The organism is Arcicella rosea (assembly GCF_040543805.1).
In the GTDB taxonomy this organism is placed as follows: Bacteria; Bacteroidota; Bacteroidia; order Cytophagales; family Spirosomataceae; genus Arcicella; species Arcicella rosea.
This window is the reverse complement of sequence record NZ_JBEUMS010000025.1, coordinates 1-16,598: the sequence shown is the minus strand read 5'-3', so window position 1 is coordinate 16,598 and position 16,598 is coordinate 1. Positions and strand designations below refer to the sequence as shown.

Here is a 16,598-nt window from a genome sequence, read left to right as displayed (position 1 = left end):
ATCAACTGCTTTTTTTAGTTTGCTTTCAAATTTATAGGCTCTGAGTTTTTCAACCTATATCCATTCTAAATGAGTTAATTTTTCCTGATAATGAACTGGGATTTTACATTCTGCCAATGGGCTTGAAGTTATATAGCCATTCATTACGGCCCAGGATAAAGCCTTTCTTATTTTAGTTCCGTATTTATTTGCTGAATTAACTGTGTTGTTCTCGTTTGCAATCAACCAATTTTTGAATTTTGAAAAGGCAATTATATTAAACAATCTTGCCTCAATGTTTTTATCTTTTAATTCTTTAGTGAGATATTTTTCGATTTTCCCTCGTTTTGCTCTCCAGTCACGGTAAGTGTTGTGCTTGAAGATTTTTTCATGGCCTTTCATGAACATATCTAAAATTTCCAATAAGCTGTAATGGACTTTAGTTTTACCTGTAATAATGTCCTTAATAGAATTAGCCGTTGTACTTTCAGCAGAGAGTTGCTCGATTAGCCTATTGACATCTGCTTTAAAATTGGTTAATTTATTATTAACAGTTGTATCATTTGATAATTGTCGTTTAGTATCAAAGTCTTTTATTCTGATTTTGATATTCATAGAGCATAAGGTAATGGGAACTTGATTGTAAGTAAGGCGTGCATAAATAGTAGCGGAAGAATCATCAGCTTTCGATTTACGTAAGAAAAATAAAACAGAGTACGAGCGTCTTAGCATCTCGTGATTTAGGATTTGAAATGATAACATAGAATTTGATGCAGAGAAGTATTAATTCACTGCTCCCGAACTCTACTTAGGATGATTAAACAATTACAGGTGCAGCTTTTCGGTACGGTAGGTGTACACGAAAAAAAGAAGGTGTATACTAATCTGTATTAGATTGTATACACCTTCTTTTTGCTCAGAATCAAGAAAAATGTCCTAATTGATAGTCAAAAATCTTATTTTGTGGCCCCAGTGGAGCTATCAATTAAAGCCGCTAATTGTTCTTCAGTTATCATAGAAGATTCATCAACAATAACAGTATCATATTTTACCTGCTCAGCATTAGGATTTATAAAGTATTGTTGCGTATCAGGGTTATATCTTTTCAATTTGTACAAGAATGTAGCAAGAGTTTTAGCATTTTTACCCATATTTACTCTTGCTTTTCCTGTTGGTGCAAGTCTTAGAATGCTTCCCGTTTTGATAAATGATTGCTCGCAAAAAATGTTTAACAACTTTGTTTTTCCTGTACCAGCGGGACCAATTAAAACAGAAACTCTATTGTTGGATAGAACGTTCAACGCATTTGCCTTTTCATTTCTTGCATTTTTATCTCTTTCTTGATACCAAGTTGGTTTTGCTATATCAATTTCACCAAACTCATTTTCAATAAGCTGTAACCAATTTTGTTCAATGGGTGGTGTAATACTTCTGTTAATTCTTTTTTAAATAAAGTTTTTTATATTGTTTTTTATTGAATCAAATCTTTTTAGTTTGAAATAGTATATTTCTTCTTCTTCGTCTAATGTGTGTCTAACAATTTCCTCTTTTAAGAAACCTTCTATTGCAATCAAGTTTCTAATTGAGGGTGCAAAGCGGTTGTATAGGAAGTTCTTCTAATTTGGTGACAAGCTGACTATCTGTGAGCAATGTATTTCCATTAATTGCTTCTTATTCCATTAACTGAATACCGTATGGCCTAATTCTGTTTTTATCTAATGAAGTTGATATTTGAGTTAATTCGGGTAAAGGAAAATTCTCAAGAATTTTTGAGTCTGCAAAAATTGCCTTATCAATAATTGAAACCGGAACTTGGACTGCATCTAAGCGGGTTGATTCATAAAGAATGTATGGATTTTTTAGAATTTCTTTTTGTACTTTCTCTTTTAAATCAATTACAGAATTAACTTGGTCATTATTCACATTCATTCTGCTTAATAATTGAAGAAATTCTTTTTCTTCTTTATTCAAACTTGTCTATGTTGCTTTTTGTGTGTCGCTAATGCTTATTTTAAAATTCTTTGATAAAAAAGATGCATCACCATTAAATAATAGCTCAACAAAGTCCCATGGATTTTTCGTTACTTCCTCTTTTATGTCATCTCTGATTAGCTTATCTAATTCCCAAGCAATCAAGTTGCCTTCTGATATTTTTAGACCCGACAAAACAGCACCAAGACAAGGAAAAGGGCCTCTCATTTTCCAAAGTCTTGAAAGTTCGGCATCAATCCATTTTAATTGTTGTTCATAGTTTTTATTAGGCAAGACCTCTCCGAACTTTTTTAGTTTTTCATGTAGAATGAGTAGTGATTCTATTGCTGAATCATTGCTACCCCATTCTGAACCGAAAGAAAACTCTTCAAAAGTTGGTGCAAGGGCAATTAATCAGGAATATGAATGGAGTCGTCATTCTCTGATATTTTAAAGAATTCTTGATAAGGTAATAAGAAACCATTTTTAAAATCTTCCCTTATTGTATGATGAACTGGTCTTTCCCATAATGTACTACGAAAACTTTTCGGAAGAGCTTTGTCATACTCGTATTCCGTAAGATTTCCGATTTTTGAAATATGTCCAACGCCAATCAAAATTCGTGATGTGGTGTCAATAAAGGGAACATTTTTCGCATAAACAAATACAAGCGAACTTCCAGGTTTAATTGGGTTTATAAAGGTGCCCAATAAGGATTTTTGATTGTCTATTTGTTGAACCCACGAATTTTCAAAGCTTAGCTTTGGTTCTTTTTCTACTTCGTATGGAATTTGTAATGCAGTTGCTTTTTCAGAAGAATTGTTTTGAGCATTTTTTAGCATCCAATTATATGGAATAACAGAAAAACTGTAACCAGGGTAACAATATGTTGTTTCTTTATAGTGACCGTAAAAATTATTATTGTTTTCGTTTTGGCTGTACGGATGATTTGCCTTTTTGTAAATATTATGTGCCGACATAAAACTTACTTTTTCGCCAATACACTGTGGTAATTAATTCATGCAACCACTTTTCTGCTATTCCTCTTCATTGTCTGGGTTTTTACTTTCGTTAATTCGGGGTAAAAACATGCAAGAACCATTTTCCCTTGGATTGCAGCAAACCTTCCTATTCCAACCTACATCATGCCAAGGAACTCTTACTGATAAATGTCTTGTTGGTATATTCATTATGTCGTTCTAATTTTTTTGCAGGTACTGTCCTTTAGCATGACCACCAATTTGCAAACAATGAATGTTTACATTTTTATCTAAAATAAATGATTACTACAAACAAACCTATTTTAATTTTTAATAATCTATAAGTTGTTAAAAATCAAACAATTATATTTGTTTTTTCAACACCGAATACCTTATACTGTATGATGGGCTATAAGAATACGGTTCTTCAAAAACAAAATGGCTAACTAGTCCTGTTTACAGCTTGGCAAAGTCGTGGAGATAGAAACATAAATCTTCTGGTTAACACAAAGTTCAATCGAAATAGCCCCGTTTTAGGCAACACTTTTCTACTCTAGTTATTAGTAGTAACAATTAACCTCATTTGTTTGCTGTAGGTTTCATTAAGTTATTTCCATTCCATCAACCAACATGAAATTCTGAATCGTTTGTCTATGTAAAGACCCTTAATCTTGGCTATAACCTAGCACTATTTCCGTTCTAAAATCATCCCTTTTTTAAATCCTGACGTATCAAACCCAAACTAGTCTTATTAGGATTTCCTAAGACCTAAAACAAAGAAGAGCGTAACGATCGAAAGGGCTTATTGAATATATTAAAATGTTTAAAGGCAAAAGGAATATTTATCCATGATACATTGTACGAGGGGGACGCTATTTAGCATTTTAGGGCGTAGAAAACAACCTACGACTAGTTTGAGCAAACTAATCTTAATAGTTTATCTTTTTACATCATTTCATTCCGATAAATCAGTTTTGTGTTCCTTCGGAATAATAATAAAACTCATTTTCCGTAAATGATGTTACCCTGTCTTACTTTTTTAATTGGGAGCAAAACTATATTCGTAAATTTATAGCTTAACAATATTTCAATTAAGAATTTCTAATGTCAGCAATAGCAGCCTTACGTGGTTACAGAACCCAATTTTTATATTCATTACATTACATCTTATCCTCCTTGTCAAAAGACCTTGTATTTAGATTAGAAGGAGAAGAAGATTTAGATGTATTGGATGGTAGTGGTCAACTTTTATACGCCATACAGTTAAAGAATTTAGGAAAACCAATTACATTATCTGATATTCTATCCGACCAAAAAACTTCATTCATTAAGAGGTTTTTAGCTAAATATTCAGACGCACTTCCAATATTGGTTTCTTATGGTGAAGTAAGTCAGGAATTAAAAAAATGGAGAAATCATAAAGATACCATTTCCGAAAAAGAGAAAACAACGCTAAAGAAATATAAGATAACAGCAGATGAATGGAAATTAGTAAAAAGTAAAGCTCAATTTATAGAGATTAGCGAGGAAGAGATTGCTGAAGAAATTGAAAAACTAATTAAAAATAATTTCCCTGAAGTTGACCCTATTCCCACAATAGGATTTCTGTTGAATTGGTTACAGTTTATTGCAGAAAAACAACATCCTATTACAACTAAAGATTTTTATAGCAAGATTCAGGATTTTGCAAAATATATAGCGAAGAGAATTGCTGTTCATAATCAATATGGTGTAGTATTAAAACCATTGCATAAGGTTTCTACAGAGAATGCCAATCAAGCACTTTTAGAAAAAGAATTCTACAATGCGACTTTAACGAGGTATGAACACATTTTATTAGGTCTTGATGTCAATAGAGAAAAATATATCGAAATTATAAATGATGATTTAAAAGAGTATAACACTATCATATTGAAGGGAGCGTCTGGTCAAGGAAAGACAGCTTTATTATATAGCTATGTCCATAATTATGTCAATGATTGGCTTTCTTACGAATTGAATATTCAACAAGATCCCATTACAACTCAACAGTCAATTCAAGCTATTGCTTCCATAAGTAAGAAACTGGAAGTTCCAACAGTATTTGTAATCAATGTAAATCCCAATTCAACAGATTGGCTTCAGATAATAAAAGAATCTGCACATTTAAATCATATTAGGTTTTTAGTAGCCATAAGGAATGAAGATTGGTACAGGGCATCGGCAATCGGGGTAGAATTTGAGCATAAAGAAATAGACTTATCCTTATCTAAAGAAGAAGCCGAAATCATTTACACTAAATTAAACGAACGAAATAAAATTACACATTTTACAGACTTTGAACAGGCTTGGATTCAAATTGGTGATGATGCCCCACTGTTAGAATTTGTGTACTCCATTACTCAGGGAAGCTCGTTACAAAATAAGCTGAAACAACAGATTCAGCAATTGCGTAACGAAGGGCATCAAGGTCGTAATCCCCAGATTGAGTTTTTAAGAATTGTGAGCCTTGCTGATTCTTTAGGTGCTAAGATTGATGTATCTAAATTGGATTCTAATATTGATTATCAATTTATAATAGAAAAGTTAGAAAATGAGTATTTAGTCAAGAAATCATTGAATGGGAAATACATTCAGGGGTTACATATAATTCGTTCACAGAAGTTAGTTGAAATACTTTTTGATGAATTTACAATTTACAAGGAAGAGTATGCATATGAGTGTATTCCTCTAATAGACGAAAAAGATTTATACTTGTTCTTATTACAAATGTTTCATCTTGGAATACTGAAGCCTAATCAATATATCGCTGATTTGAACAGTAAAACTATTGTAAGAAATTGGTCTGTATATGCTTCAATCTTAAAATCTTTTATATGGTTGGGGATTAAGGAATATGTCGAGAATAATCGTAAAATTATAGATGAGTGTAGGGGAAATTTTGGAGATGCATGGATTGTATTGATGAGTTTTATGTTTAGCAGCAATTATGACCGAAATGGAATGCTTGATATACTCAAAGTTGATGATGAACGGAGAGAGAAAATAAATGACATCAATCGGAGATTATTACCTAATCAAAATGTTTTCAATTTAGCAACTGAACTCATCAATAAACTTGACTTTCCAGAAGAAGGACCTTCAACTGTATTTGGGTGGAAATCTTTTGGAGAAGCCCTGTTTTGGCTTAAAAACATACCCAATCAAAAAGAACAATTGCAACTATTTGAAGAAAGTAAGTTTGTAGCTGCATTCAAGATAATGGATAGCAAAAGCTTATCTAAATTGATGTTAGGTATGTATTCTTATTCGGTAGAACTGGATGCTATAAGAAAAAAGTATGTTAATATTTTCATAGAGCAAATAAAAAAAGAATTTGATATTATCCATTTATCTGTAGATGACAACGAAGTAAATGTACATTATATCATTGATATTTTAGAAAATGATGTCGATAGGTCGACAAATGATTTCATTGTAGGTGTTTTAGATGTTATTAGAACCGCTCTTCCTGATAAAAAACAGTTTAATTCTCAGGGATATGGTCATCGCTTACAAACACTTGCAATAGATATTGATGCAACACATAAAACAATGCCTGTTGAAAATATGCCTTTGGAGGAATGGGTAAATATCAATTCCACAATTATCAAATTATATGAATACCCAATAAGACCTGAAGATTGGAATGATTACAGAAGTCAGCTAAACCATTGGGAAGTAATCATCAAAGATAAAATCAACGAGTTTAATACCTCGTTTGAGAAATTGTTTAAAGGTAGCGTGAACTATATGCCTGTAGTTCCGATTATGCAGAATGTTCTTTTTGAGAGATTAGAAAGCATCAAAGAGCCAAAATCTATTACAGATCCATTAGGTGTCTTTGGTAATAAAGAGTATACCATTAAACAAATGAAGGGTAAGGAATTGGTAAATAGTAAGTTAAAATCAAAGTATAAAGAGCTATTTAAAAGTTTGTCTGATTTTAAAGGAAGTATAGAAAATTTTATACAACAGTCTGCTGGCACTTTATATTCAAAGGCTAAATCAAAAACTGATAAAGCACATCTACACGATGATAATACTGAACGTTTATCTCAAATCAATCTTTATAATGCTATAGAAAGGCTTCAAGTCTATAACATTCAGTACAAAAATATTTTAGGGAATATTGATAATGAACATTATTCAAAAATTAAAACGAATAGCTTATTTTCTACAGCTTTAATTTGGAAAGATTTTTTGAATAATAATAGCAAGGGAGAACGTTCATCAAAACGGATTTTTAAGCTTAAATCAGATTTTGAAAACAAAATAATCAAGGACTTTAAACAGGCTTCAAAATCAAATCCTTATTCAATCAAATATATTAATGATAAAACAACGAATGATAAGCCAGTTATTTTAATTAATGGAGAAAGTCCTTTTTGGGCATTTATAGGTTATAAAGAAGCATATCAAGTTGTACAACAGTCAATAGATAATCCGGAATATATCAGTTTAAAATATTTAATGTTACAGTTCTTGTTTTCGAGTTTTTATTTCATTCAGACCATTCAGAAAAGAAGCTTAAACAATCAATGGAATAAAGTAGGACTATACAATATAAAAGATACGTTGTTTGAAGAATTATCGTTAGTTAATTCCATACCACAATCAATAGACCAAGAAGTTATTGGAAATCTCAATATTGAGTGCTGGTCAAATCTATATCCGGAGTTTAGTGATATAACTAAAGCTACAGTAGCCTATGGTAAAATACTTTTTTTGGCTGACCACTTCTACGATTTGAGGTTATTTGATGAGATTGAACTTACTGAATCAGACCAAGAGAAATTACAGCAATACATACAAAAAATAGGTTTAGAACTACAGGAATCTTTTCAAACAGTATTAAATTCATTAGTCGAATGGATAAATATGTTTCCATTCGACGAAAATAGTTACCTTGATAGTGAGGAAGAGCAGGAATATTTTAAAGCATTGTTAAATATTAAGGATTATATTTTTCCTGAGCCAATAGGAGAAGAAGAAAATTATCAATTGGTAATGAATATGAAAATAATATCAAAATGGGTTGAGCGATTAAAAGTATGTACAGAGAGTTGGGGAATATTTATTCTATTACTTTATGGAAAGTATATTAACAGATATAATTAACGTAGTGGTTCTGTTTTCTAATTAGCTTTAAAAGACCACTATTTTGGATTGTCAATCAGTTTTGGTTGGATTTTTAGCATTCATAATAATTAATTTAGTCTTTCGCCAACTATCGTGCAAAACATAATTCAGTCTAATGAATGGAACTAAGCTTAACGGTCGCCCAGTTATTTGCCACTTCTCAGCTCTGCTCCAACCTAAATATGAACTTACTGCCAAATCCACCCAATTAAGTCTGATTACATTTATCGATTTCTTATAGAAATAATTATGAAAGCTTTGTTCTTGTCAATTCTATTTACAAGGTCTTCAGAACGGGAAACAAATTCGTCTACTTTATCTTGGTCGTACATATTTTAAAGTGTTGTCATAGCCTGAGCACCAACGTTCAAGGCATGCCGCAGAGCTGGGATTGTTGCTATGTAAGCCCAGCAACTGAAGCCGATTGAAAAACTGAAGTTGAAGTTAATAACTAAAAGCTATTATATAGAATTCCTTTGTAATAAATTACAAACTATTTTTAAGAGGACAAAATAGAAACATCTGAAGCCACAAAAAACAAAAAAAGCAGACAAAACCTGCTCTTCCAATATCTTCAAATCGAACGATAACTACATAAAAGAAACCACAAAAGCCTACAGCTCAGGTTAAATTCAAGACTAAGCGTCCCTCATTCCTTCATGGTTTGGCTTGCAGCCACCACGAAAGCTTAGTTATTATATGCCGTTTTTTCTTTTATTTGGTTTCTTTGTTTCTATTGTCCTCTGTCACACGAAAGCGAAATTCTCTATCAATTTCATTTCCGTTTCTGTCCACTTGTGTAATGTAGTTTGCCTTTGATTTTATTAGGTCAGTACTGTCTTTAGGATAATAATTTTCTGTTCTAATTACAAGCTTGTTCGTCTTGATACAGTTGTCAATGTTGGATTTGTCGAGTGTAATAACGCTGTCTTTTATTGAATAAGTGCCATAAAAATAACTCTGTCCAAGTCCACTTCCGTTTGCCATTACGTAATTTCCGTTCGTCTTAAAGTCCACAGAAAATCCATTAAAACCTCCGTCATAAAATCCACTTATTAAGGTCGGTGAATTTTTTCTACTGTCTTGATGATAGAATAAAGTAATGTTTGCCATAATAAATAAAAGTCCAATAGTGGTAGGCAAATAACTTGTCCAATTTCTTGAAGTGTAAAACTCTTTTTGGTCTTTACGAACTGCCCAAATAAAAATTGAAAGTCCAAAGATCCCTACAAAGGGAAAAACAAAACCGTCAAAAATAAAATCGTCTTCGGCTGATTTAAATAACTTGTATGTAAACCAAGTCCCGAATATGGTCAGCAGAATAATTCTTAATATTTTGTTGTTTCGTGTCAAATGTGTCTTCTTTTAAAATGGCACATAACTAGCTAATATGCGAAAGTTTTGTCGTACTTTTTGTCTTATTCCCAAACTAGTCTTAGAGTTTCCTAAGACCTAAAACAAGGAAGAGCCTCACTCCAGAAAGGGCTTATTAAATATATTAAAATGTTGCAAGGCAAAAGGAATATTTATCCCTGATACATTGTACGAGCGGGACGCTCTTTAACATTTTGAGTCGTAGGAAACAACCTACGACTAGTTTTATAATCACCTCACCCACCATTTTGCAAAAACCGATCTTGACGGTTCGTTGTTTCTTCCTTATTGTTTTGTTCTTCACTTTCCCAATAGTTTTTTTATCCAGTTTTTATGTTTTTAACAAAGAATTGAAACCATTTAAAAACTCAACACTTTTTTCTATCCTATCTACTTTGTCAATACCATTGTCGTCTTGTTCAATTAAGAGGCAACCATCTTGATTAAGTTTCCCGCTTCTTATTAATTGATTTAAAAATTCAGTTGAATAATTGTCCTCTGTTGGGCACGTAAACTTAAAACCGGTGTTATTGTGATTTATGAGAAGAATTAAGTTGTCCTTTGTAAACTGTAATGAAGAATTATAATGCTCAATTGAACATTCCGTTACTTTATTGCTTACTTCAAGTAAAAAAGGATTCCAACTTCTACCTCTAAAATTTGTTTTAAATAACATTATGCATTCATAAGGTTTTTCACTAAAATTTTGCCACCAATAAAAACCTTCGGTTTGATTATTATTCCAAAATATGAAAGAATTATATTTTATGAAGTAATAAGAAAAATCTTTTTGAGTTTTAACTTCTGCTAAATAATTATTTGCAATATCAACATCACTTACATATTGATTACTTTTCTTAAAATTTAGATAATTGCGTAAAATGTTTTTGGTTCTTTCAAAGCCTGACCTATTCTCACTTTGAGTTAGTATTTCACGCCAAACGGAATTGTTTTTATTTCCAAAACGGTAACGTCCTCCATCTTTTTGAGGATAGAATCCAAACGTTAACATACTTTTACTTATATCAAAGTAATTACAATCAGGATTAAAAACATTTAAAAAGACCCTGCCTAATTCTCCAATAGTTTCATTAATTGAAAAAATACCAATCGTACCCCTTAAAAGAGTATGGTCTTCTAGTTTATAAATGATTTCTTTAAGTTCTGAATTTGTTGCCAACAAAGTTTCTTTTGAAGATTCTTCTGCAAGTTGTCTTTTAGTAAACAATAGCTTTTCTGGTTGTCTTTCTCCATTAATTAAAGTATCAATCGCTAAATATAGATTCTTTAAATTTTCATTTCTAATCTCTCTGTCAGAAGCATTTTCAAGAAGGTTTCGTGTTATTCTGTAGAAATTATCAGGAACATTATAATTGTTGAGTTTTATTTTAATAAATGCATATAGTAGTAATTGTTCCCTAATCACAAAGTTGTTGCCTTGTGAATATGATTCAACGCATTTGTGAAAAAGATTTGTATTAGCATTTTTAAAAAATAGTCTAGTTTTTGAGGTGTCAAATTCGCTGTCTTCAACGTAAAATATTTTTTCAAATGGATTTTTATTTTGTTTACTTATTCCAAGAAAAAGGTCAAGGCTATCAAACAAAAATTTTACGTTTTCATCTTGGCTGTGATAAACTGTCTTGATTTTATTTAGCCAAAAATCATTTGCAAACGATATCTCTTTTTGCTTAATGATTATTTCTGTGATGTACCAGAAAAAGTTCAAAAAACCAGCATCTACAAGTTTTGCGACATCATCATTATTTTTATATTTAAAGATACCCCAAAATAAATCAGCCCATTCTCCATCTATTTTTTCATTAAAACACTTTGAATTAGTTTCGTCAAGTATTTCTGAAAAGCTTGATTTGAAATGTTCAAAATCTGTTAACGGTTTTCCTCTCGCATTCATTTTAATGTATAAATCATCAGGAAGCCCTAAGTCATTCATTGAAAGTAGCTGAAAAGTTATTTTTGGATTATCACTGGAAAGTTTATTCCAAATATTGTTTAGCTCTATGAATTTTTCATGAATAACTTTCAATACTACAAGCATTGATTGAATTGTTGGATCATTTTCCCAATTTGAATAAAACCAAGGCTGATTTATAATTTGTTCATCAACATTTTTGGTATTACGGAAATCAATTTCAAAGTCAATAAGTTTTTCACAAAAACTACGAGATGTCTGTCTTGTTGCGTATGTAAAATTACTTAGATATGCCTTAGCATCATTTGTCTTACCTTCTTTATTAGCCACAAACCAGTGAATTAAAAAAAGGGTCGTTAATCTTTGTTGTCCATCTAAAGGTTTAAATACTTTTGATGCATTGTTTTCAATAGTATCATTCTCAGTGTAGCCGTAAATAAAATCTAGTTCTAAAACTGGCAAATTATCGTCTGCCAATACACTGAAAATACTATCAATAAATCTTTCTCTTATTGTAGGAATTTTTCCAGAGTTTCTGCCTTGTGCATAATCTCTTTGAATTGGCGGAATTACAATTTTGTAATCTTGCAAAAGGGTTAATAGATTACTCATAATCTTCAGTTTCGTTTATTTCTGTTACTTCTGGCAAATAATCGGCAAGCACTTCCTTTAAAATTTCAAAGTAGTTTTTACGGTCTTCTGACGACCAAAAAAAGTTCTGACCCGAAATACTATTTTCATTATAGTATTTCATGAAAACTCTTTTGGTACAAATTGGAATAAAATATCCGTCTTTGTCTAATCGGATTATTTCCCTGCGTTTTATCTCAAAAACAGAATTGTTCAAAGCCGCATTATCGGGTTGGCTTAATAAAGCCAAGTTCATTAAACCCTCACTTTCTTGATCCATACTTTGCGCCTCTTCGGTAAAAAAATCATTTATTTGTATGAATAAGCCTGAAAATCGTTCCCAAGTGATTCGGTCATTATTGTACTTATTTATTTTTTCAATAAGTACCTTTGCTTCTGGTTTGTCAAATTCTTCTAACAGTTGTTTGTGTATAGATAACCATTTTAGCCACGCTTCTTTCTTTGTTTTATCAAAGTTTTCAGATTTTCTGGCGTGAATATGTTCTAAACTCCAATGATTGTCTTTATGTTGCTTAAAAGGATAAAATTCACTTATTGAATTAGATTTTATGTAGGTTTGAACATTAAAAAGAAGCAATATGTTGAATATTTGATTAGGGTGACTTTCATATCTCAATTCAGAAGGTTCTATATTTACTGACTCCCGTATGTGTTTGTTAATCCGTAAACCAAAATCATCCTTGCTTTCAGTCATCGCTATTGTTACCAAATCATTTAGATTTACTCCACGATATATTCCAAAATGCTTCGAAGCAATTAAATAACCTATTCTATGATAATAGTCCTTATTAGAATACCATTGAATTAACGTGTTGTAGAAATGTTCTATTTCATCCCATACTTTAGATAGTCCATTTTTATCTTTGGCTTGTTTCTTTACAAGTTCTGTAAATGTATGGTAATTGTCATTTATAGACTCATCCTTTTGGGTTATCATATCAAGGATAAGTTCAATTTTTGTCTCAAAAGTTTCTCGTTTTTTATTAGTAATAAATGACCAAAACTTTAAGTCATTTTCATTCAGTTTATGCTCTATTTCGTCCCATAGATGTGCAATCTCAAATTGTTTTATTCTCTTTTCTTCGACAGATAAATCTTTAAAACTTTCTGATGATAGGAATAATGCTTTAACTAGTTCAGCATTAGTTAGCGGAATCTTTCCAAGATTTAATCTTTCAAATAATCTACGTCCATCTTGTTCTGCAACTTCATACCAAATAACTTTTGAAAACTCTTCAAACGTAGATTGAAAAAGAGCCGTATTTAATTTTTTGCACTTTTCACTTTCATAATTCAATCTCCACTGATGAATTGTTTGAAGAGCTTTAGAAAAGTAGTAGTAATCAATATATTCTTTATTCTCTGTTACAGTATCATCTTTGTTTACCTTTAGTGAGTTGAGAAATGTTGCGCTTCCTTTTCTAGTTTCATAATTTAATGTAAACTGCTCTAATTTATCTTCTCCTCGCCATTTTTGATTAATGTATTGAAGTATTAAAAATATGCTTGTTAATCGTTGTTGTCCATCAATTACTTCATACCATTCTCCAATTAAGTTATGCTTATGCTTATCTTCCTCGCTTAACTTTTTTATAGCTATAGGTTGTAAGCAATAAAACGTTTTTTCAGAAGGACGTCCAGCTATTTCTTTTGGTATAAAAGAATCAATATCTTCAAGAAGTTGCTTTACCTGTGTTTCTGTCCATCGGTAGCCTCTTTGATAATGAGGAATAAAAAACTGTTTATTATATAATTGGTTTATTGCCCTTAGTTCTAGCATTTTACTTGTCTTTTTTGTTTTAATTTTTCGTGCCTTGGTGTCGCTTTTACAATGACTGCCAACGGGTTTACGGCTTGGCGTATTGTTAGTACAAAAATTCTATAGAATTCTTCTTATTGAACCTTGTACAAATGTTTCAAATAAGCTCTTCAGCCACCATATTGCCAAACAGATGTTAAACTAATTCTGGTAGCTTTTGGCTTCTCAAAGTTCTATCTTTGTATAAATTACAAACTATTTTTAATATGACAAAATAGTAACATCTGAAGACTTAAAAAAACAAAAAAGCAGGCAAAAACCTGCTCTTCCAAAATCTTTAAATCGAACGGTAACTCCATAAAAGAAACCACCGAAGGCGACCGCTACCAGAGCTTGAGTTCAATATCGCCTTCATCGCATGGCTTGCAGCCACCACGAAGGCGATGTTATTGGCTGCTGGGCAATTACTCGGTTGTATTTGTGGTTATTTATTTTAGAACGTCTGTGTAGCGAAAATCGTTGTAAGAAAGAGTTGTCTTACCAAGAAGGTCTTTCCTCATAGCCAAAACGATATTGCCAACAGCTTTTCTCCCTTCTTCTGTGTTGGGGTCTTTCCCCTGCGACTTGATTACTAAGTCAACCAAGTTGTTAAGTGCTGTTACGACTTCGTCTGAACCATATATCCACGATTTATATTGCTCTTCAAAAAATTTCTTCTTCATTTCAGAGCTGGTTGTATTACCAACAAAACCTTGAAGAAGTATAAGTAAATTAGAATATTTTTCTTCTCTAAACTTCAAAACAGCCTCTAATTTTTTTGATTTGGATGTAAAATAATATGAAATGAAACCACCGATAATTGCAGAAGTCAGTGCTAAAAAAGATGTTAGTAAAATGGATTGATAATCTAATGCCATTTTGTGTTGATGTGATAAAGGGTTAAAGTTTCGTTGTCGCTATTTAAGTAGTTGTTACCAAGTTTAGTAAATCCAATTTTTTCCAATAAGTGTCGCATTCCGTCATTCTTTGTTGTTGCATAAAAGGATTTTGAATTGCTGTTCTCCATAAGTGATTTAATTAACTGTTCACTAATTCCTTTTCTGCGATGTGTTTCTTTTGTTACTGCATAGCCAATTTCAAAATTGTAGCTACCTGAAAGCTCCTCAACATTCGCCTGTCTAAAAATGTTCTTTTTGTAAGCATTGTCAGGTTTTTTGATTGAAGCCACACCAACTACTTCACTTTCACTTTCGCAAAATGAAAGGAGCTCAGCCCCTTTAATTCTATTTTCAAGCCCATCAACCAATACTTGACCACCTTCGACAACTATGTCATAGAATTTTTTGAGTTGTTGTGAATCGCATTTGTCAGGCGACAAAATTTTATAAGTCATTTTCATTTTATGTTATGATGTGAAAGTCTGTTGCGTCTGGAAGCCTTGTAGCTAACTCGTAAATATCCACATGTCAGCGTTTTTTCTAAAAATAAGTAATTGTTATAAACAAAGCTATTATTGGCTTTTAATAAATCATAAGTGACTTATTTTCAAAAAATTATATTTATAACTAGATTGCTTTGAGTATTTTTCTCAAGTTATACCCACCCCTATCTTATAGTTAAAATCACATTAATACCGTTATCTAAAATACACATCCACCATCCTACTCCCTAAACTTCCATCATTTAATACAATAGGTCTTTTCATTGATTTTAGGACACCTTTAGAAACAGCATATCTGAGTCCTTTTGAGAGTTCATCTTGCTGAAATTCCCTATTCAATTCTTCTCTACAATAATTCGTAATCTCTTTTAAGTATTTATAGCGGTCATTAAAAAGACCTGAATTCAGTAAAACTTCATTAATAAATGAATCAATGCTTCGTTTAGATTTAGCACTTAAAAAATATTCAACGTTCTTTTTGTTGTCATTTTTGAATCTTATAAGAGCTTCCGATTTATTAACATAATTGGGAATATTTGAATTTAGGTTAAATATTTTCATTCCGTCAAACCCTAATTTATCACCTATTTCTCTGGCAAAGGACTCACTTAGAAATCTAGAGCCATTCAAAATACCATATAAATGTGAGGGAGATTTATCTAAAAATTCTGCAAAACCCGGAACTTCCAAATCTATGATTTCCATAAGCCTTCGTAATTTATTGGCTATTTTTTCGGAATATTCAGTATTTTTTTCTTTCATCCAGTAAAAGGATGAAAATATTTACGCTAATAATTATCATATATTTACTTTTTTGGAAAATATATTTTATATTTGAATAAGTTATAGCTAATAGCTATTTCATTATTTTTTTGGCATTAAACTAAAGAGTCTCGACAGCAAATTCCGACAATTTGATAAGGCGAGACGGTAGATTTGATGCCTGTGTGACTACTTTTGCGTAATTTTAGCAGTGTAGCACACGGGTTTTACCGTCCTTGTCGCCGTCGGAAGCGTGCTGTGCGGTCGGTAGCTTTCCCTGTGCTACATTGCTTTTATAGCCTTCTGCAAGAGACTCGTAAAATAGGTGCGAGTTATGAAACATTTCTTTTTTTATCCCAATCATGTTAAGGCTATGTTCAGCCTTGATGTCGGCGCATGCCCTAAACAGCGCTACAAGAACATCATCAAAGCACCTGTATAAGGTAGCTTTCACGCTATTGTTTTAATGTTTTAATACATTCATCTAAAAACTAAACCCATGAACGCAAAAACCTGCGTAAGGGCATTGCTATGCCTTTACTTTTACATATCTGTACATTATCTAACCGCTCAGGCTCTTAAGGTGGG

13 protein-coding genes are annotated in these 16,598 nt (G+C 31.8%); 1 reads left to right on the top strand and 12 read right to left on the bottom strand.

The window, feature by feature from the left end; all coding sequences use genetic code 11:
• Window positions 1-54: 54 nt before the first annotated feature.
• From ABID42_RS23070 to ABID42_RS23045, 6 genes are all read right to left on the bottom strand, one after another.
• Window positions 55-594, bottom strand: coding sequence for a phage integrase SAM-like domain-containing protein (locus tag ABID42_RS23070; RefSeq protein WP_367285666.1), 540 nt, complete (start codon window positions 592-594; stop codon window positions 55-57).
• Window positions 595-935: 341 nt separating this feature from the next.
• A complete protein-coding gene (locus ABID42_RS23065; protein ID WP_367285665.1) occupies window positions 936-1,280 on the bottom strand; it encodes an AAA family ATPase in 345 nt (114 codons plus the stop codon).
• Window positions 1,281-1,650: 370 nt separating this feature from the next.
• A complete protein-coding gene (locus ABID42_RS23060) occupies window positions 1,651-1,950 on the bottom strand; it encodes a hypothetical protein (RefSeq protein ID WP_367285664.1) in 300 nt (99 codons plus the stop codon).
• Window positions 1,951-1,956: 6 nt separating this feature from the next.
• On the bottom strand, window positions 1,957-2,244 hold the full coding sequence (locus ABID42_RS23055; RefSeq protein ID WP_367285663.1) for a hypothetical protein: 288 nt from the start codon (window positions 2,242-2,244) through the stop codon (window positions 1,957-1,959).
• Window positions 2,245-2,360: 116 nt separating this feature from the next.
• Window positions 2,361-2,930 carry a hypothetical protein gene (locus ABID42_RS23050; protein WP_367285662.1) on the bottom strand — a complete coding sequence of 190 codons (570 nt, stop codon included), beginning with the start codon at window positions 2,928-2,930 and terminating at the stop codon, window positions 2,361-2,363.
• 57 nt (window positions 2,931-2,987) lie between these two features.
• The gene (locus ABID42_RS23045) at window positions 2,988-3,140 is read right to left on the bottom strand and encodes a hypothetical protein (RefSeq protein WP_367285661.1); all 153 of its coding nucleotides are present in this window, start codon (window positions 3,138-3,140) and stop codon (window positions 2,988-2,990) included.
• An 894-nt stretch (window positions 3,141-4,034) separates the two neighbouring features.
• On the opposite strand from ABID42_RS23045, the gene ABID42_RS23040 reads away from it, so the two are divergent.
• Window positions 4,035-8,069, top strand: a complete 4,035-nt coding sequence (locus ABID42_RS23040) for a hypothetical protein (protein WP_367285660.1) — start codon at window positions 4,035-4,037, stop codon at window positions 8,067-8,069.
• Window positions 8,070-8,804: 735 nt separating this feature from the next.
• Here ABID42_RS23040 and ABID42_RS23035 read toward each other — a convergent pair.
• From ABID42_RS23035 to ABID42_RS23010, 6 genes are all read right to left on the bottom strand, one after another.
• On the bottom strand, window positions 8,805-9,443 hold the full coding sequence (locus ABID42_RS23035) for a hypothetical protein (RefSeq protein ID WP_367285659.1): 639 nt from the start codon (window positions 9,441-9,443) through the stop codon (window positions 8,805-8,807).
• 352 nt (window positions 9,444-9,795) lie between these two features.
• Window positions 9,796-12,009 (bottom strand): DUF262 domain-containing protein, encoded by a 2,214-nt coding sequence (locus tag ABID42_RS23030; protein ID WP_367285658.1) that lies wholly within the window; start codon window positions 12,007-12,009, stop codon window positions 9,796-9,798.
• Window positions 12,002-13,828: a DUF262 domain-containing protein gene (locus ABID42_RS23025; protein ID WP_367285657.1), complete on the bottom strand. Its 1,827-nt coding sequence runs from the start codon at window positions 13,826-13,828 to the stop codon at window positions 12,002-12,004. Before ABID42_RS23025 ends, ABID42_RS23030 begins: the two co-directional genes overlap by 8 nt.
• A gap of 467 nt (window positions 13,829-14,295) precedes the next feature.
• Window positions 14,296-14,724, bottom strand: a complete 429-nt coding sequence (locus ABID42_RS23020) for a hypothetical protein (RefSeq protein WP_367285656.1) — start codon at window positions 14,722-14,724, stop codon at window positions 14,296-14,298.
• Window positions 14,715-15,200, bottom strand: a complete 486-nt coding sequence (locus ABID42_RS23015) for a GNAT family N-acetyltransferase (RefSeq protein ID WP_367285655.1) — start codon at window positions 15,198-15,200, stop codon at window positions 14,715-14,717. Before ABID42_RS23015 ends, ABID42_RS23020 begins: the two co-directional genes overlap by 10 nt.
• Before the next feature lie 243 nt (window positions 15,201-15,443).
• Window positions 15,444-16,010: a hypothetical protein gene (locus tag ABID42_RS23010; RefSeq protein ID WP_367285654.1), complete on the bottom strand. Its 567-nt coding sequence runs from the start codon at window positions 16,008-16,010 to the stop codon at window positions 15,444-15,446.
• Window positions 16,011-16,598 lie beyond the last annotated feature (588 nt).

What these genes read in the sequence shown, in the direction of transcription:
- ABID42_RS23070 (WP_367285666.1), bottom strand. Translation starts at nt 594, where the DNA reads ATGAATATCAAAATCAGAATAAAAGACTTTGATACTAAACGACAATTA.
- ABID42_RS23050 (WP_367285662.1), bottom strand. Translation starts at nt 2,930, where the DNA reads ATGTCGGCACATAATATTTACAAAAAGGCAAATCATCCGTACAGCCAA.
- ABID42_RS23045 (WP_367285661.1), bottom strand. Translation starts at nt 3,140, where the DNA reads ATGAATATACCAACAAGACATTTATCAGTAAGAGTTCCTTGGCATGAT.
- ABID42_RS23040 (WP_367285660.1), top strand. Translation starts at nt 4,035, where the DNA reads ATGTCAGCAATAGCAGCCTTACGTGGTTACAGAACCCAATTTTTATAT.
- ABID42_RS23030 (WP_367285658.1), bottom strand. Translation starts at nt 12,009, where the DNA reads ATGAGTAATCTATTAACCCTTTTGCAAGATTACAAAATTGTAATTCCG.
- ABID42_RS23025 (WP_367285657.1), bottom strand. Translation starts at nt 13,828, where the DNA reads ATGCTAGAACTAAGGGCAATAAACCAATTATATAATAAACAGTTTTTT.
- ABID42_RS23020 (WP_367285656.1), bottom strand. Translation starts at nt 14,724, where the DNA reads ATGGCATTAGATTATCAATCCATTTTACTAACATCTTTTTTAGCACTG.
- ABID42_RS23015 (WP_367285655.1), bottom strand. Translation starts at nt 15,200, where the DNA reads ATGACTTATAAAATTTTGTCGCCTGACAAATGCGATTCACAACAACTC.
- ABID42_RS23010 (WP_367285654.1), bottom strand. Translation starts at nt 16,010, where the DNA reads ATGAAAGAAAAAAATACTGAATATTCCGAAAAAATAGCCAATAAATTA.